Origin of the sequence: Granulicella aggregans, assembly GCF_025685565.1 — a bacterium.
GTDB classification, from domain to species: domain Bacteria; phylum Acidobacteriota; class Terriglobia; order Terriglobales; family Acidobacteriaceae; genus Edaphobacter; species Edaphobacter aggregans_B.
The window spans coordinates 20,033-37,398 of sequence record NZ_JAGSYE010000005.1; the positions used below are offsets into that span (position 1 = coordinate 20,033).

Consider the following 17,366-nt stretch of genomic DNA (forward strand, 5'->3'; position numbering starts at 1 on the left):
GCTGATCGTGTGGGGCGCAATGGAGGATTAACGGCGTTCGCGAACTCTGCTGAGCGACATCACGCCTTGGTCGGTTTGCCTTGGGTTATGCTGCCAGCACGGTGCAATAAACGTTGTCGCATTCCACGGTGGCTTCACAGAAGCGGAGCTCGGACTCTTATCGGATTCCTGAGGCCGAAACGGCACGCTGGTCATTCAGGATTTATGAGTAAGGGCTCTCTTCCGCAGTGGCTGCGAGACGTGTCTTGTGCATCGAAGTTCGGGTGTCGGAGCAAGAGTTGGCTTTGCTCCTCAAAAGCGTTCGTCAACGTTTCAACCTGCATCGGCTTCGACAGATAGTAGCCCTGAAAGTAGTCGCAACCGCGGCCCCGCAAGAGGCTTAGCTGGATCTCGTCTTCCACCCCTTCGGCGACCACGCTTACGCCCATGGTCTCTGCCATCTGAATGATAGATGTTACGATCCCGTTCCTCCGGTTAGTTCGGTTCAATTGAACGACAAAAGACCGATCAATCTTCAGGGTGGCAATCGGAAGGTCCGCGAGGCGGGCCAGCGAAGAGTAGCCTGTGCCGAAGTCGTCGATCGCGAACTGAATGCCTGCGCTGGCTAGCTTAGCCATGCTGTCTTTGATCAGTTCAGGTTCGGACATCAGGGCCGTCTCGGTCAGCTCAAACTCAATGGAGGATGGGGACAAGTCATGCTCCCGCAGTATCTCCAGTATTCGTGCGGCAAATTCTTTTTGCGCAAGCTGGCGCGCGGACACATTGATCGCAACGCACACTCGGGTATCGGCGACGTCTCGCCACGCTACCAACTGGGCACATACCTGACGGATGACCCAGCTTCCGATCGCTAGAATTAGACCGCTTTCTTCTGCGATTGGGATAAACATAGCAGGAGGTAACACTTCCGGGCATGAGGGCTTCATCCGTAGCAGAGCCTCAAACCTCGAGGCAACTCCCTCCCTGTCGTAGATCGGCTGATAGTGAAGTTCAAAACCATCGTCTCTCAGTGCGTTGCGTACCGCTCGCTCTGCCGCCAGGGCGTCGTTGAACGAAGCGCACACCTCTTCGGAGGCTATCGCAAAGCGGTTGCGTCCGTTACGCTTTGCATAGAACAACGCTTGATCCGACTTTATCCGCAGGTTGTCCGCATCCACTGCGTCGGCTGGATAAAGGGAGACACCTATGCTGATCGAGACCTTAAGTTCCTGCCCAGGAATACACAAAGGAGCGTCGAAGAGGCGGAGAAGATTTTCTGCCATAACCTCTACATCGTCCGGATCGACTACCCCGCCAACAATAATCGTGAACTCTTCGCCCCCAGTCCTGGCGATCGTGTCCGCCTTCCGGACGCGGCCACTTAGCCGCTTAGCGATCTTCTTCAGACATTCGTCTCCGACCCCGTGCCCAAAGGTATCGTTGACCAGCTTGAAACGATCCACATCGACGGTGAAGAGAGCGACGTGCGTGTTGTCACGATTAGCGCGTTCGAGACTCTGGGCCAAACGATCTTCCAACAACAATCGGTTCGGCAACCCGGTTAGCACGTCATGCTGTGCGCGGTATACCAGCTTGCGGTTTAGTTCTTCACGCTCCGTGACATCTATGGCGAGCACGAATCCCGCAGACCTATTGGCGAATTGAATCTCCCGCTCGGTCATCTCCACCGAGATGACTCTACCGTCACTGAGCCGGTGGCGCCCATACTGAAGATGCTGTCTAAGAGAGTTGGTTAGAATTTCCTCTGATCCGTCGGTATCTTCCTCTACAACCAGATCAGAGACTGTTTTATCGAGGAATTGCTCCTTGGTGAATCCATAGCCCGAGCAAGCGGCCGAGTTTACTGAAAGAAACCTCAGGGAATCTTTGTCATAGATCCACATTGGGAGAGGATGGTTTTCATAGAGAAGGCGGAAGTCTTCGTACAGCAACTTATACCCATCGGCCAGCTTTGCGATGTCGGCGCGTGCGCCGTCGAAGATCCGGAGGGTCATCGCGAAGCTGACAACATACTTCGGCAGACTCCAGAACTGCCAGAGCAACGCGAGGGCGGTGGGATGCACTTTTAGGGGGGCGATCAACAGATACGAACCAGACCAAGCGATGAAACCGATAGTTCCAGCCATCCACTCAATGCTTAGACGACGATACGTCCCCGCATACAGCAAGCCAGCATAGAGGAAGATCTCGCACATGATCCATTCATGGAGGGAGGCGCTGTCCTTTGCAACGTGCAATGTCGCCGCACAGAAAACTATACAGAGGGCAATGCCCAAGCTTCGAACGCGCCTCCACCGCATGGGCAGATATAGATTCACAAGGAGCGAGGAAGCTTGACCGATCACAATCAGCAGGCACAGCAACCAGTAAGAAGTATGTCCTATCGCGTTAAGGTCGATCACTAGGCATCCAGGCACAGTGACAGCTATGCCCAGGAGAAGGGGCTTCAGTACCTTGCCTCCCTTCACCACGAACGAGATTACGAACGCGGCACCGCCTAGAAAGACGGTATCGAGACGAAATAGCTCGTTGAGGAGAGAAGCTTTAGGGTCTGCAAATTTCAGTTCGTTCGAAATGAAACTGAGAAAGATCAGCAGCCAGCCGGCAAACCAGAACCGGAAGTACAACTGCGGGCGATTCCGCTGCTGCACACCAAAGAACGTAATCAGCAGGCCTAGCAGGACGAGATTGATCCATGATCCCTGCAAATGATCTCCCACAACTTTGCATCCTGCTCGTCGGCCCTCGACTCGCCACGCTCCGTGGAGTTTCGGATCTCTGATTAGACTCACATATCATCGATTCATTGAACGCAAACATCAATGACACCTTCGGGTATGCGCCTGCTTCGTTCCGTCTTGAGCCGTCTTGTCTCCTCTCGCTCCAGATCGACTCCTAATCTCGGCCGTCCATCAACTCTTGCTCTCTTCGTGCCCCATGAGATTTCGCTCTGACGTGAAAACGCCGCGCTTGCGGCGAACTGTGGCCTAGTCTTGCACCGGCGCTCTATCCCATCGAATTCCGACCGGAAGAGCATAAATTGGCCTCATCACTGGCTCAATCTCACTGTCCGTGATGAGTGGGTCAGCGGTTTGGCCCACCCCTCAAACTGCCCTGCAATCTGAATGGCTCTGGTGCAAATTTCTCGACGGCCGCGGTTCTTCTGGCGACGTGGTTTTCGATTAGGCAGCGAGCACTGCATTCCAGAGTGCGGGCGCAGCATGGTCTTTGAGTTGGAGGCGGCTGAGGGAGAACTGTGCCTTGTGAATACGACGAAGCAGTTCCACTCCGGCAATCGTGACGGCAGCGGCGGAGAAGCTCTTGAACCCAAGCATGGGGCGAGTTCTTGACTTGATGCCTCGATGATCCTGTTCGATGAGGTTGTTCAGATACTTCGATGATCGCAATCTTGGGCGTCTTGGAAGCACGCCGTCGATCTTCATCTCGCGCACCGCGCGATGCGAGGCGGCATAGCCGTCCAACGTAATCGTCCGCGGCGGCCGCCCCTCATGCCGGATGGCCTTACGAAAGAAGGCCTTGGCTGCTGTCACGTCCCGTCTCTTGCTGAGCCGAAAGTCAACAGTCTGACCGGCCTTGTCCACGGCTCGATACAGATACGTCCACTGGCCGCGTACCTTGATATAGGTTTCGTCCACTCGCCAGGACCTGCCAACAGGCTTGCGAAACCGGTTCCAGTGCTTGATGAACTCCGGGACATACCGCCGAACCCAGCGCAGAATGGTCGTATGGGCAAGGTCTAGTCCGCGCTCGCCCATCATCTCGACCAAATCACGATAGCTCAGCTTGAAACGAAGGTACCAACGCACACATAGAATGATCACCTCGCGGTCGAAATGCCGACCCGCAAACAACTCTTCCATGCTGCTCAGATGGCCCACAAGCGCTCCTCAACTTCCCGAAAGGCCACTCTACTCGGTTCGACGCTCAGTTTGCACCAGAGCCGTCAGAGCTTGAAGGGAGACGATGTAGTGCGCACGCTGAACAAGCCAAAACTCGAACGTGGTGTGCCTAAGGTGTTGTTCTGTGACAACGGCAGCGATTTCACCAGTCATACCATGGATCTATGGGCTTATCAGAACGGGGCAAAGATCGACTTCTCCAGGCCCGGCAAGCCGACTGACAACGCGTTCGTAGAAAGCTTCAACGGGACCTTCCGCGCCGAGTGCCTGAACACCCACTGGTTCATGAATCTGAAGGAGGCAAAGCACCTGATCGAAGCCTGGAGGCGAGAATATAATGACAGTCGTCCTCACGCATCTCTCTCGGACAGGACGCCAAGCGAGTTCGCCAGCCAGTACGCGGCTAGCCGCGTACTGGCTGGAACCTAAACCGGTCGAAGACTAACTCTGACCTTGGTATAGAAATGCTGGGCCCTTCAACGGAAACTCACTATCGAGTATGCACCCGTCCAGCTCGGAGGAGAGAGCTTCTGGATGCCCTCCTTGATCACCATGCTCAATACCGGCGGCTCGGGCTTCCACACCACTTCATGGTCGTTCCGGGCCACCTATCGCAACTACCATCGGCGAGAAGTCACCTCGCGGCTCCTTCCGGCCGACGCTGCCCCCAAACCGTAACCCAACATCACGGCTCGAAGGTTGCAAGCCATTCATCTGCTCTAAAATGCCCGTATGTTCGTTCGTGCCACGCTGACTGCCCTTGGCATACTTCTGTCCGTGCCGCTAGCGGCTCAGACGCCCCAGCCACCCTTCTCACTATCTGTACAGGTGAACGAAGTAACTCTGGAGTTCCACGCCTCCGACGGCCACGGGCTTCCTCTCAACGACCTTAAACTGGCCGATCTCCATATCCTTGACAACGGCCTTTCCCCGGTGCGGGTCTCACAGTTCCAGATACTTCGCGACGTCCCCCTTCGTCTCGCATTCCTATTCGACACCAGCGACTCCATGGCGGGTTCTCTCACTCGCAATCGCCAGATCGCCCTGCAATTTATAAAGAGCATTCTGCGGCAGAGCAGCGATCAAGCTTTCATCGCCAACTTCGGCACCGTCTCAAAGTCAGTTCAGCTCTGGACCAACGACGAAATGACCTTGGAGTCCAGCCTGCGCCATCGTTCCGTGTACGGAGAGCGCGCACGCCCCGGAACCGCTCTCTATGATGCCGTACACCAGACCTGCCAATACCAGTTCGCCGCTGCGGACAAGGCATCGACCAGCAACCTCATTCTGCTCTTCTCTGATGGCGACGATAACGCCAGTCGCTTTGACCTCTCTGATACCGTTCAAGCCTGCCAGCACGCCCACACAGCCATCTACGCCTTCCGCACGGATAGCTCAGTCGGCGCATCGGCTCTCGCTGAGCTAAGTGAGAAGACCGGTGGCCGAGTCTTCTACGATCCCTCAGACTCTCCAACATCAGAGTCAGATAGCTTCGATGATCTCCGTCAGATCGAGGCCACCCAGCGGAACCAGTATCAGCTAACGTATGTTCCCGCCGAGATGCGACACGACGGACGGTTTCATCATGTCGAACTCAACGCGAACGATCTTCAGGATCACATTGAAGTGCGCTCCGGATACTATGCGCCGCCCCGCTGAGCCAAACCGCCATCGCATCTCGTACCAATCTGTCGAGCCCCGATCCATCGTCCAACATTCTCAGTGGGCACCGCGCTAACTGAGCCCTAACATTTGAAACTCTCCTTCATATCCTTCCATCTCTTCTTCTATCTCCTCAGGCCGGTCCTCGATCTTACGCGCCAGACGGTTGAAGCCGAGAGCAACGCTTGAGACGATCAGCAATCTCCCCGGATGCGTCTCAATATGGATCTGGAGGTCTATTACGCCATAGACGAACAAGGGAAAGAAGCCCAGGTACAGAGTCAACAGCAGCGGAAGATTGGTCTTACCCGGCATTCGCGGCTTGTTGAAAGGGACGCTTGGCTCGCCTAAGAAGAAGGCGTCAGTCAGCAGGCTGCAAAGGCTCAACCCAACAACCGCCTGCACCAGGATCTGCTTGAATCCCCATCCTTCTGCCGTGAGTGCCAGCATCACGAGAAGCAAGATGGCACAGGCGCACAAGAAGACCCAGCGCCTCGCCGCATCGGCACACTCTCGAATGCTCACGCCGGTGATCCGGAAGATCCATCCTGCCGAAAGATTCAGTGGCAAACCGAATGCGATCCTTAGCCCAGAGATCATCCAAAAAAGAAGAAGAGGAAGGGCTGCGTGCAGACCGCGTTCGGAGACTATCGGCAGGAAACTGGAGCCATCTATGGAGAATTCAACGCCGCAGGCAGTCGCCAGTGAGAGTCCCACACCGCCATACATCGCCAGATAGACCTGGTACCTGTTGCTCCGTGTCAGTGTCTGCCAGATGAACGCGAGGATCGCGACCTCTCCAGGTCGTCGGCCCCCTAACCGAATCAAGCCACGCAACCACCACGCCTGCTGGCCCAGACCGCTAGAGATTCCTTCGACAGCGAGCCTGTGCATGCGCACCCACGCAAGCGGATAGGTGAGCATCGCCACCACGAGGGTCACTCCCGTTGCGCGGAAACCATACTGCGCCATCTGATGCGCGAAGGGAGGTCCACCCGCGCCATGGAGAAGGTCTTCGTAAACCCCAAGAAACCATAGCGGCGGCATACAGCGCGCCCATCCAATCGGCGTCGACAAAACCAACGGCAGCGCATCGCCGAGCTTGCCGTAATACAGGACGAACAAGATCAGTATGGCCACGGAGAACATCTGTACAAACGGTGAGACCAGCCGAAACAGAGCGGTGTTCAAAACGCAAAGCAGGGTACCGCTCAGCGCGAGAAAGAACGCAGCCGCAAAGGTTCCGGCCAGCGTCACAGCGATAACGTGCGCGTAGACCTGCCGGAAGAAGTGACCACTCGTTACCGCGGAAAGCACAAGCGCTCCAAAGACATTGCAGCCAAAGAGAAATAACCCGAAGAAGCCGATGAGCGCCATCACCTTCGACGTAAGCAGTTGCCATGTCTTTACGGGCAGCGGCGAAAGCACCAGAAAATCCCATCGGTCAGGGAACAGCATCTCCCACTGGAAGATAGCGACCGCGCCCATCACCGCAAACGAATACAAGACGAAGAAGTACTGATCCTCGATTGCGCCCCACGCCGTTCGTCCGGGGTAGTGGTTCTCCAGGAAGAAGGCAGTAATCAATCCGGGAGCGGCAGTGGCGGCAATCGCGCGCACAACCGTTGTCAGAGTCTCGCCTTCGACTCGGATCGTATCGCTATCGAAGAAGCGTCGGAAGAAATGCGCTGTCAACACACGGAGTACGCTTGCCGGGTTAATCATGGAGCACCTTCATGACCTCAACTACTTGGCCAGCGACGCGCTGTGTATCCGCCTGTCGCACAAGTTGAGCAAAGACACTTTCGAGTGTCGGCAGCTCCATCAGCCGCGTCAGTTCTCGTGGCGGAGCATCCGCGACGATCTTGCCCTTAGCCAACACAATCACGCGGTCGCAGACCTGCTCCACCACCTCCAACACATGCGAGATGTACAGAATCGCTTTTCCCTCTCGCGCTAGCAGGACGAGTAGGTCTTTGAAGAGTCGCGCAGAAACCGCGTCGAGTCCGGACAGCGGCTCATCGAAAACGATCAGCCGGGGATTATGCAGCAACGCGGCAGCAAGAAGTACTCTCTGTTTCATGCCTTTCGAATAGTCCGACAGAGAAGAGTGCTGGGCGCTCTCAAGCGAGAGCAGTTGCAGCAGGGAGCGGGCCTTCAACTCTAGAACCCGTTCCTCCAGTCCGCGCAACCGGCCCACCAGTTGCAGATACTCCAGCCCGGAAAGATGCGTGTAGACGTGCGCCTCCTCGGGTACATAACCCAACTGCGCCCTAAAGGCCGCCAGATCGTCATGAATGTTGTGGCCTGCGAAGAGGACCTTTCCCCTTGTAGGCTGAATCATCCCGATGACCATCTTGACCGTGGTTGACTTACCCGAGCCATTGGGGCCGAGATAGCCGAGCACCTCGCCCTCTCTGAGGACAAAGTTGATGTCCTCGACTGCGGGTATGCCGCGGTAGCTTTTGGAAGCGTGTTGAAGTTCGAGCATCTCTCTCACCCCTATGTAGCGTACTACTTCGTGCTAGCATACTACATAGGTCATCAATGCCTCGCCTCTCACACTCCGCCGCCCTCATCCTCAAGGCGCTCAGCCTCGGCTACTGCTTCGGTCTCGACGTGATGGAGGTCACCGGCCTGCCCAGCGGCACGGTCTATCCAGCATTGCGTCGGCTGGAGCGGGACGCGTTAGTGGAATCGCGATGGGAGCCCGAGGAGGAGGCGACTGCAAAGCAAAGACCAGCACGCAGATACTATGAGGTCACGCCGGCAGGCAAGACTGCAGCGCTTGCGGCAACGGAACGATATCCGCTTCTTGCTCATCTGTTCACGGAGAAGAATGCATGACCCAAGAGCCTCCTCCGGAGTTGCCAGCCTTCGATCGCTCTCTCCTGCATCTTGCAGCGAGGCTTGTGCCGTCTGGCGACAGGGAAGAGTGGAACCGGGCGTGGCAAGCTGAGCTCTGGCACATGCATCACCCACGGCGTGATAGCGGCCGACCGAACCCCCGTGGTATCGCAGACCTCGCCGCTGGCTTAGTGCTCGATGGGCTGTGGCTGCGCGCGGAAGCGTGGCGCCGCAGATTCACTGGCACTGCGTTGCTCTGCCTTACGATGCTCTTCTGTCTCAATGTTCTGTCAGGTCTAAGCATCCTTCTTCTTGAAGGAAATTGGCATTTTGGCGCTGCTGCCTTGACCGCAGATTTCAAGGACTGCTTAGTGGCTACCCCTCTGATCCTTCTTGTCGCCCTCATAACCAACTCGAACCGGCACCTCGAGCAAAACATCAACCGAGGACTCAGGCTCAGCCTGCGATTCTTCTTCTTCGTGCAGGTCGCGCAGGTTCTGCTCCTGGCATTCCTGTTGAGCACCAGCCTTTGCCTGCCCATGCACAAAACACTTCCGAACATCTCTGACCTGTCCCAGATGCTTTGCTTCGTTTGTCTTGCTCTGATTATCTTGCGTTGGGCAATCGGCGATCAGGAGCAACGCTGCAAACAATGTCTACGATCGCTAACAAAGCCTGCCCGGATAGGCCGGCCGTCTCACAACTTGCTCGAATGGAATGGCACAGAACTCACCTGCAAGAATGGACACGGGCAGCTCAGCGTTCCGGAGATTGAGACAAGTTGGTGTCAGTCCAGCGAGTGGATCGATCTGGATGTCGCCTGACGAACCCTACGTTGTCGCGGCGTTGAGCCTGAATAGGTGCCTACCGCCTCCCTCTGAATCACAACATCACAGGAGCAATGTCCCGCTGGACGCCGCCTTTTCTGTCACGACGCATCTATCTTCCCAGGTCAGGTTATATGCCGCTTTGCAAATTCGATAAGCACCAGACAGCGTGTCCTATGGATTCCACCGGCAGCAGGCTCGGAAGAGTCAGAAGTGAGCTTTGCAGACCCGGTGTTGCCTCGTCCGTATGACATGGAGCTCTCTTTCCTGAAGATCGCCCAATAATTACCGACCGCAGATCTGTCTGTTAAGACCCTCTGTCACGAACTGATTAAGATTTGCGATCTTCGCGCTCACTCTATTGAGTCCTGCGCTGTCCAAACCGCACCGGCCTCTTCAGCACGGGTTACTCTATTACCTATCGCACAGCATTTCCATTGAAAGCTGAGAAACACTTCAGGGGGATTATCTATGAAGCGGACGATGTTCATTGTCTTTGTTTTTGCCACGTTGATAGGCACACGCCTATTCGCGCAGGACGTAACCGGAACCTGGCAGGGAACGTTGAAAGCGGATAAAGACCTGCGGCAGATTCTGGTCGTAACCAAGGACGATGGAAAGCTAAAGGCCTCCATGTACAGCATCGACCAGGGAGCGATGGCGCTCAAGGCATCTTCGGTTACTCAGGACGGAACGACGTTCAAATTCGCGATCGACTTCATCGGCGGCAGCTTTGAAGGCAAGCTCAGCGAGGACGGCACGACCATCACCGGTTCCTGGAGCCAGGGGCCGAAGCCGCTCCCGTTCGTGCTTGCGCGTGCGACGAAGGATACTGCCTGGGAGATTCCGGCTCCGCCACCGCCGCCGAAGCTGATGGCCGCGGACGCGGACCCGTCGTTCGAGGTCGCCACGATCAAGCCCAACGACACGGGCGCTACGAGCATGCAGCAGTTGACGATCAATGGGCGCGACTTCAAGACGCGGGCTTCATCGCTCCAGGACTTGATCGCGTTCTCCTACGAGGTGCAGGCCAAGCAGATCGTTGGAGCACCGGACTGGATCAGCAAGGACCGTTTCGATATCGACGCGGTGCCTGACGTGGAGGGCGCGCCCAATCCGCAGCAGGTGCGATTGATGATCCGCAAGCTGCTGACGGAGCGGTTCAAGCTGACATTCCATCGCGATAAAAAGGAACTCTCAGCTTTTGTTCTGACGGTCGGGAAGGCAGAGAAGCTGACCCCCACGCAAATGAACGGTCCCCTGCCGGGCATTGGTATGCGGCCCGCGACCGGCGGCCTCACACTGATGATCCGCAATGGAACGGTGGGCGATTTCACCGGGTTCCTGCAGACGCTGGTGCTTGACCGTCCGGTAGTGGACAACACCGGGCTGAAGGGACGATTCGACTTCAGTGTGACCTTTCTGCCCGACGATACGCAGTTCAACGGACACTCTCCTGTGGGGAAACTGGCCGATGGGGTCGAACCGGCAGCCGGGCTGACCGAAGCACTGCAGCAGCAGTTGGGGCTGAAGATGAGCGCGGAGAAGACGCCGGTCGAGGTGCTCGCAATCGACCACGTCGAGAAGCCTTCGGCTAATTAGTTTGACAAACTCATAGCGTCCGCCGCCGGCTACTTCCCAAGGGGCGCCGGGCGGCGCGAAGTTATTTCCTCGATTTCTTCACCGCACATTCACTCCGTGCGATAACTGCTCGTCGCGGTCCTTCGCGGCGGGAGTCGCCAGCCGATTCGATAAGCACTGAACTTTGCGGCACGGACGTCGTAATTCTTCTTGGGAGACCAGCTAATTAATGAAGCATTCGTTTTTGTGGTCGCGGGCCGGCGGATATTTTCGCTCCGCGCTTCTGCTCTTCTGCCTTTCGGCCGCGTGCTCCGCCCATGCGGCAGAACACTTTGGCCAGGTCACATTCAACGGGCATCCGGTCCCGGGCGCGACGATCACGGCAACGCAGGGGACAACAAAGATCAGCACCACCTCCGATGAGGATGGCGGTTACGCGTTTCACAATCTCGCCGACGGCGTGTGGCAGATGGACGTGACCATGTCGCTCTTCAACACGCTGCACCGTGAGGTTACGGTGAAGCCGGATCTTCCCGTCGTCAAGTGGGAGCTGAAGATGCTTACGCTGGATGAGGTCATTGCACAGACGAAAATCGTGAAGACCGAACTGCAAGCACCCTTGCCGGCAACACCGGAGAAGCCGGCCACGAAGCCCGGCGAGGCCGAAGCTCTGAAGCCTCCAGATGAAGCTGCAGCCTCGAACGACGGCTTCCTGGTGAACGGCAGCGTGAACAATGCGGCCACTTCAAAGTTCGCCATGTCGCAGGGCTTTGGCAACACGCGCAAGGGGAGCAAGGCACTCTACAACGGTGGGATTGGCATCATCTATGACAACTCGGCGCTGGACGCGCGTCCCTATTCGCTTACCGGGCTGAATACGCCGAAGTCGTCCTACAGCACCATCACCGGCATTGCTACGGTGGGCGGACCCATTCGAATTCCTCACATTCTGCGGCATGGCCCCAACTTCTTTCTTGCCTATCAGTGGAGCCGAAGCGGCAGCGCGGCGACCGAGTCCGGTCTGGTGCCGACGCTGGCACAACGCGACACGACGCCCATCGACCCGGTGGCGCAGGCTCTGCTCGCTCTATATCCGTTGCCCAATCTTGCGGGCGGTTCGGAGTACAACTACCAGACCGGCATCGTGAATCACTCACACCAGGACGCGCTTCAGTCGCGGCTCGATAAGAGCATTGGCCGCAGAGATGAGTTCTACGGAGGATTCGGCTTTGAGAGCACGCGGGCCGATAGCTCCAGCCTCTTCGGTTTCCGCGACACGACCGGCACCCTCGGTCTTGAAGCGAATGCGAACTGGCAGCACCGCTGGAACCATGGTGTCTACACCACGCTGGGGTATAAGTTCAGCCGCCTGCGGACGCTGGTGACGCCTTACTTCGCCAACCGCAGCAACATTGCAGGCGATGCTGGTATCGGCGGTGTGAGCCAGGCGGCGGCCGATTGGGGACCTCCAACGCTGGTCTTTTCGAGCGGCATCGCCGCGCTGACCGATGCCGAATCTGCCTTCAATCGCAATCGCACCGAGGCCGTCGCACCCTCCGCACGATTCTTCAAAGGTCACCATAATGTCACTCTCGGCGGCGACTTTCGCCGGCAGGAGTTCAACTATCTCTCGCAGGAGGATCCGCGCGGGACCTTTACCTTCACCGGTGCCGCAACGGGTTCGGACTTTGCCGACTTCATCAGCGGCGCGCCTGACACTAGCTCGATCGCCTACGGCAACGCGGACAAGTACCTTCGCCAGTCGGTCTACGACGCCTACATCACGGACGACTGGCGTCTCCGCCCGGAGCTGACCCTCAACATTGGCGTTCGCTGGGAGTATGGCGCACCGATCACGGAGATCAAGGACCGGTTGGTCAACCTGGACGTGGCCTCCGGCTTCACTGCGGTCGAGCCGGTGCTTGCTAGCTCCCCGGTGGGTGCGCTCACCGGGGAGCGCTATCCGAACTCGCTGCTGCGGCCCGACCGCAACCTTGTCGAGCCGCGCCTCGGTGTATCGTGGCGTCCCGTACCGGGCTCTTCACTTGTGGTGCGCGCGGGCTACGGCGTCTATGCGGACACCTCGGTCTACCAGGCGACAGCTCTTAAGCTGGCGCAGCAGTCGCCCTTGTCGCAAACGCTCGATGCGGAGAACAGCAGCGCCTGTCCGCTGACACTCTCCACAGGCCTGGTGCGGCAGAACTGCACGGCGACGACGGCGAACACCTTTGCCGTGGACCCCGACTTCCGCGTCGGCTACGCGCAGACATGGCAGCTCTCCATGCAGCGCGACCTGCCTGCGGCGCTGCAGATGACGGCGACCTACCTTGGCGTGAAGGGCACCCGCGGCGTGCAGGAGTTCCTTCCCAACACTTACCCGCTTGGCGGCATCAACCCTTGTCCATCGTGCCCCTCGGGCTTCGCCTACCGGACTTCGAACGGCGACTCGAGCCGCGAGGCCGCAAGCGTGCAACTGCGACGCCGCCTGCGCAGTGGCTTTACCGCGTCGATGCTCTACACGTACTCGAAGTCGATCGATGACGACGCGGCGCTGGGCGGACAGGGTCCCGTCGCGACATCCTCCTCATCGTCCTCTTCGACTGCGCAGAGCGCATCCAATGTGAGCATCGCGCAGAACTGGCTCGACCTTCGCGCCGAGCGCGGGCTGTCGACCTTCGACCAGCGTCACCTGCTCACCACCACCTTCCAATACAGCACCGGGATGGGACTTGGCGGCGGCACTCTGTTGAGCGGCTGGCGCGGCCGAGCCTATAAGGAGTGGACCGTTGGCGGCACGATCGTCGCGGGAAGCGGTCTACCGGAGACGCCGGTGTATCTCGCTGCGGCCAATGGCAGCGGCGTGACCGGTAATCTTCGCCCCGACCGCACTTCGGCTTCAGTCTACGCCGCAGCCCCAGGACACTATCTCAACCCCGGAGCCTACACTGCCCCACAGCTCGGACAATGGGGCGACGCGGGACGCGGCTCCATCACCGGCCCCGGCTCTCTGACCTTCAACGCATCGCTCTCACGCACCTTCCGCATCGTCAGGAGCTACAACCTCGACATCCGGATGGACGCGACCAACCTGGCTAATCACGCCGTCTTCACAAGCTACAACACGACCATCGACCCTTCGTTGAGCAGCCCTGTCTTTGGCCTGCCCACCTCGACCAACTCGATGCGCAGCCTGCAGATGACCGCGAGAGTGAGGTTCTAGATGAAGCGCTCATGGCTCACTTATATCGCCCTCGCATTGATGATCGCCGCGCCGTTGCGTGCCCAAACCATCGGGCAAAACAAATCTGCAGGAGCCTCCGAGGTCTTCACGCTCGCGGTCCGCTCACAGCTTGTGGTCGAGGCTGTCACCGTCAAGGACAAGAACGGCAAGTCCGTGCAGGGCCTCACTGCGGGCGACTTTACCTTGACCGAGAATGGCGTGGAGCAGAAGATCCGCTTCTGCGAGCACCAGACCTTACCGGCAACGGCTGAACCACTGCCCGCGACGCCGGCAAAGGACGAGAGCATCACCATCTACAAGCGCCTTGGGCGAACCCAGCTTGCTCCCGAACAGCCCGAGAGCCTTCGCTATAAAGATCGCCGCCTGCTCGCGCTCTACTTCGACATGAGCGCCATGCCGCCGGGCGATCAGCTCCGCGCTCTGGCCGCCGCGGAGAAGTTCGTCCGAACCCAGATGACCTCGGTCGACCTAGTCTCCATCTTGCGTTACCAGGGCGGATCGGTGGATGTATTGCAGGACTTTACGGCCGACCGTAACCGGCTGTTGAGCATCCTCGAGACGCTGGTGATCGGTGAGGGACAGGGCTCGGCCGACTCCATAGACGACGCCAGCAGTGCGGACACGGGTGCGGCCTTCGGCCAGGACGATAGCGAGTTCAACGTCTTCAATACAGATCGCCAGCTTGCCGCGCTGCAGACCGCGGCGCACATGCTTGGCGGCCTCAACGAAAAGAAGTCGCTGATCTACTTCGCAAGCGGCCTGCGGCTAAACGGCACGGACAACGAGGCCCAACTTCATGCGACGGTCGATGCGGCGATCCGCGCCGGCGTCTCCTTCTGGCCGATCGACGCGCGCGGCCTTGTCGCGTCCGCTCCGTTGGGTGACGCCACGCAGGGCTCGCCTGGCAACGAGGGCATGTACTCCGGGACGGCGGCACAGGCCAACACCGCAAACTTCCAGCGCTCGCAGGACACCATATTCTCGCTAGCCGGCGACACCGGCGGCAAAGCGCTGCTCGACTACAACGACCTCACGCGCGGCATCGTCAATGCGCAGCAGTCCATTTCGGACTACTACATCCTCGGGTACTACGCGACGAATACCACGCTCGACGGGCGTTTTCGCAAGATCAAGGTCACCGTCAACCAGCCAGCCGATGCGAAGCTCGAGTATCGACCGGGGTATTACGCGGGCAAGGAGTTCGGCAAGTTCAATTCCACGGAGAAAGAGCGCCAGCTTGAAGACGCTCTGATGCTCGAAGATCCTGTCACCGACCTCACCGTGGCGATGGAGATCAATTACTTCCAACTCAACCGGGCCGAATACTTCGTGCCCATCGTGGTGAAGATTCCCGGCCGCGAGTTGGCCCTTGCGAAGAAGGGTGGTGCCGAGCACACGCTGATCGACTTCGTTGGCGAGGTCAAGGACACCTACGGCAACAATACCGTCAGCAACGTCCGCGACAACGTGAACATCAAGCTCTCGGACGCCACCGCAGCCGAGCTTGCCAAGCGGCCAATCGAGTACGAATCTGGCTTTACCCTGCTGCCCGGCAAGTACACGATCAAGTTTCTAGCCCGCGACGACGAGACGGGTCGCATCGGCACCTTCCAGACCAATTTCGTCATCCCGAATCTCAACAAGGAGATACAGTATGTGCCCATCAGCTCGGTCGTTCTCAGCGGCCAGCGTGTCGATCTAAAAGACTCTTTGTACGACGCTATGAAAGGCAAGGACGCGGCCAAGGCAGTGGCAGCGAACCCGCTCATCGCGAATGGCAGGGAGCTGGTACCGAGCGTCACGCGTGTCTTCACGAAAGGGCGGGAGCTCTATGTTTACCTGCAAGCTTACGATGAAAGGATTGGCCAACCGGCGCCAGTATCGCAATCGTTTGTCGCTTACGTCAGCTTCTATCGGGACCACGTAAAGGTTTTCGAGACACAGCCGCTCGCGGTGACTCCGGTCGCGACGGGAAGGCTCGCCATAGCGCCGCTGGACTTCAACATTGGTGTCTCACAACTACAGGCTGGGAAGTACGACTGCCAGGTGACCATCCTCGATCCAGCCCACGGGAAGGCCACCTTCTGGCAGGCTTCGTTAGCGCTGTCGCAATAGAACATGGCAATCGCAAAAGACCTTTGCAACCCCTAAATGCTGCGCTTTGTACCGGCAGTGCCAGCTTTGCACAGACGTTCGTTTGCGCAATCGGAGAAGACTGCCCTTCCGGGTGCCCCGTCATCCGAAACGTTTGACACTGCGACGCGGCGGGACAGAAATTCCTTTCTCTCCTATCCATCAGTTTTCGGTGGGCTGCTCTACACGCTCGATCCACAACGTGCGAACTGGTCCCTTTGTTGATCTCACTTTTAAGCCAAGCTGGCTCTTGAAAGCCGAGAAGAGGGAGAAATCTGTAGAGCCTTCCTCAGAAGCACCGCCTGCCATCAATGAGCTGTCCATGGGGCCGTAGACCGTTCGCCACGGAACTGTGAAGGTTAGGTCAAAATCAAAGTTCCCTTTGAGATTCGTGGCGTTCACAAACGTGCGACCCAGCTGCGTAGTTAGCTTCTGATTTAGCCGATCGACGAGTTGATCTATCGAAGCGCCCTGTCCTTTCATTTCAATGTGACCGGCGATGAAGTAGTAGGACACCCAATGCGCTCCCATTGGAGAACCGTCACCCCATGTCGCCCCATCCCCATATTGAGTACCTGCGATGGCCCGCTGTAGGCCAGGGACCTCGCTACTGAAGTCAATTTCATAGATTGGGAGCTGTTTTATGCTTGACCTGACCGTGAGGCGGAATCGCTCCTTGAGCAGTGCTTGCAGCATGTGTTCCCGGCTCAGTCTCAGCCCTGCATCATCTAGGTTTTTCATCGACTCAGCTGCAGTTGAATCAGCCCGCGCTTCTACGGTGAACGGTTGCGAATCTATCCATTTAGGCGCGTTCTGGATCTGAACATCCTCTACTCCATACGCCTCGCGTATGAGTTCCTTAACGGTCACGTGGGATGCTTCGTAACTTGTATCCCTCCATTGCACACTTGCCATTCCACCCATACCTTCAGGTGAATCTGGATGCACCGAGACGACCTCAAAGGTAAGCATGGTCGGATCAATACCAGTGCGAGCACCCTGCGCCCAAGTGAGAGATGCCAGCATGGTCATGACCAAGGGAGCTGCCGTGTAAAGCAAGCGTACTGTCTTAGACATGGGTTCCCCGCAAATCAGAATGCTGTTTTGACGAGGCAGCCGACGACTTGTTACGTCGCCTCAGAACTTGGTTACTTT

The 17,366-nt window shown here is 57.8% G+C and carries 12 protein-coding genes and 1 pseudogene; 8 read left to right on the forward strand and 5 right to left on the reverse strand.

The features are described 5' to 3' along the window. Positions 1 to 191: 191 nt before the first annotated feature. On the reverse strand, positions 192 to 2,720 hold the full coding sequence (locus OHL18_RS20730; RefSeq protein WP_263376791.1) for a putative bifunctional diguanylate cyclase/phosphodiesterase: 2,529 nt from the start codon (positions 2,718 to 2,720) through the stop codon (positions 192 to 194). A gap of 462 nt (positions 2,721 to 3,182) precedes the next feature. Then, positions 3,183 to 3,881 carry an IS6 family transposase gene (locus OHL18_RS20735; protein WP_263376923.1) on the reverse strand — a complete coding sequence of 233 codons (699 nt, stop codon included), beginning with the start codon at positions 3,879 to 3,881 and terminating at the stop codon, positions 3,183 to 3,185. Between the two features lie 84 nt (positions 3,882 to 3,965). On the opposite strand from OHL18_RS20735, the pseudogene OHL18_RS20740 reads away from it, so the two are divergent. From OHL18_RS20740 to OHL18_RS20750, 3 genes and pseudogenes are all read left to right on the forward strand, one after another. Then, positions 3,966 to 4,349, forward strand: a pseudogene (locus OHL18_RS20740) (integrase core domain-containing protein); the annotation flags it as partial. 105 nt (positions 4,350 to 4,454) lie between these two features. Then, positions 4,455 to 4,598 carry a hypothetical protein gene (locus tag OHL18_RS20745; protein ID WP_263376792.1) on the forward strand — a complete coding sequence of 48 codons (144 nt, stop codon included), beginning with the start codon at positions 4,455 to 4,457 and terminating at the stop codon, positions 4,596 to 4,598. Positions 4,599 to 4,652: 54 nt separating this feature from the next. Then, positions 4,653 to 5,579 (forward strand): VWA domain-containing protein, encoded by a 927-nt coding sequence (locus OHL18_RS20750; RefSeq protein ID WP_263376793.1) that lies wholly within the window; start codon positions 4,653 to 4,655, stop codon positions 5,577 to 5,579. A 75-nt stretch (positions 5,580 to 5,654) separates the two neighbouring features. Here OHL18_RS20750 and OHL18_RS20755 read toward each other — a convergent pair whose 3' ends face one another. Together OHL18_RS20755 and OHL18_RS20760 are read right to left on the reverse strand one after the other, a co-directional pair. Then, entirely contained in the window at positions 5,655 to 7,307 is a 1,653-nt protein-coding gene (locus OHL18_RS20755; protein WP_263376794.1) for a hypothetical protein, read from the reverse strand. Further along, positions 7,300 to 8,073, reverse strand: a complete 774-nt coding sequence (locus OHL18_RS20760) for an ABC transporter ATP-binding protein (RefSeq protein ID WP_263376795.1) — start codon at positions 8,071 to 8,073, stop codon at positions 7,300 to 7,302. Before OHL18_RS20760 ends, OHL18_RS20755 begins: the two co-directional genes overlap by 8 nt. 56 nt (positions 8,074 to 8,129) lie before the next feature. Here OHL18_RS20760 and OHL18_RS20765 point away from each other — a divergent pair, with 56 nt between their 5' ends. The 5 genes from OHL18_RS20765 to OHL18_RS20785 all read left to right on the forward strand — a co-directional run bounded on the left by OHL18_RS20765 (position 8,130) and on the right by OHL18_RS20785 (position 16,193). Beyond that, positions 8,130 to 8,429, forward strand: a complete 300-nt coding sequence (locus OHL18_RS20765) for a PadR family transcriptional regulator (RefSeq protein ID WP_263376796.1) — start codon at positions 8,130 to 8,132, stop codon at positions 8,427 to 8,429. Positions 8,430 to 8,449: 20 nt separating this feature from the next. Further along, a complete protein-coding gene (locus tag OHL18_RS20770) occupies positions 8,450 to 9,253 on the forward strand; it encodes a hypothetical protein (protein ID WP_263376797.1) in 804 nt (267 codons plus the stop codon). A gap of 486 nt (positions 9,254 to 9,739) precedes the next feature. Beyond that, on the forward strand, positions 9,740 to 10,858 hold the full coding sequence (locus OHL18_RS20775; protein ID WP_263376798.1) for a TIGR03435 family protein: 1,119 nt from the start codon (positions 9,740 to 9,742) through the stop codon (positions 10,856 to 10,858). Between the two features lie 208 nt (positions 10,859 to 11,066). After that, on the forward strand, positions 11,067 to 14,057 hold the full coding sequence (locus OHL18_RS20780; protein ID WP_263376799.1) for a carboxypeptidase regulatory-like domain-containing protein: 2,991 nt from the start codon (positions 11,067 to 11,069) through the stop codon (positions 14,055 to 14,057). Next, positions 14,058 to 16,193: a VWA domain-containing protein gene (locus tag OHL18_RS20785; RefSeq protein ID WP_263376800.1), complete on the forward strand. Its 2,136-nt coding sequence runs from the start codon at positions 14,058 to 14,060 to the stop codon at positions 16,191 to 16,193. Between the two features lie 180 nt (positions 16,194 to 16,373). Here the strand turns inward: OHL18_RS20785 and OHL18_RS20790 are convergent, their stop codons facing one another. Next, a complete protein-coding gene (locus OHL18_RS20790; protein ID WP_263376801.1) occupies positions 16,374 to 17,288 on the reverse strand; it encodes a TIGR03435 family protein in 915 nt (304 codons plus the stop codon). Positions 17,289 to 17,366: the final 78 nt, after the last annotated feature.

Coding starts and splice junctions, on each gene's coding strand:
- OHL18_RS20755 (WP_263376794.1), bottom strand. CDS start 7,307: ATGATTAACCCGGCAAGCGTACTCCGTGTGTTGACAGCGCATTTCTTC.
- OHL18_RS20780 (WP_263376799.1), top strand. CDS start 11,067: ATGAAGCATTCGTTTTTGTGGTCGCGGGCCGGCGGATATTTTCGCTCC.
- OHL18_RS20785 (WP_263376800.1), top strand. CDS start 14,058: ATGAAGCGCTCATGGCTCACTTATATCGCCCTCGCATTGATGATCGCC.
- OHL18_RS20735 (WP_263376923.1), bottom strand. CDS start 3,881: ATGGAAGAGTTGTTTGCGGGTCGGCATTTCGACCGCGAGGTGATCATT.
- OHL18_RS20790 (WP_263376801.1), bottom strand. CDS start 17,288: ATGTCTAAGACAGTACGCTTGCTTTACACGGCAGCTCCCTTGGTCATG.
- OHL18_RS20775 (WP_263376798.1), top strand. CDS start 9,740: ATGTTCATTGTCTTTGTTTTTGCCACGTTGATAGGCACACGCCTATTC.
- OHL18_RS20745 (WP_263376792.1), top strand. CDS start 4,455: ATGCCCTCCTTGATCACCATGCTCAATACCGGCGGCTCGGGCTTCCAC.
- OHL18_RS20765 (WP_263376796.1), top strand. CDS start 8,130: ATGCCTCGCCTCTCACACTCCGCCGCCCTCATCCTCAAGGCGCTCAGC.
- OHL18_RS20760 (WP_263376795.1), bottom strand. CDS start 8,073: ATGCTCGAACTTCAACACGCTTCCAAAAGCTACCGCGGCATACCCGCA.
- OHL18_RS20750 (WP_263376793.1), top strand. CDS start 4,653: ATGTTCGTTCGTGCCACGCTGACTGCCCTTGGCATACTTCTGTCCGTG.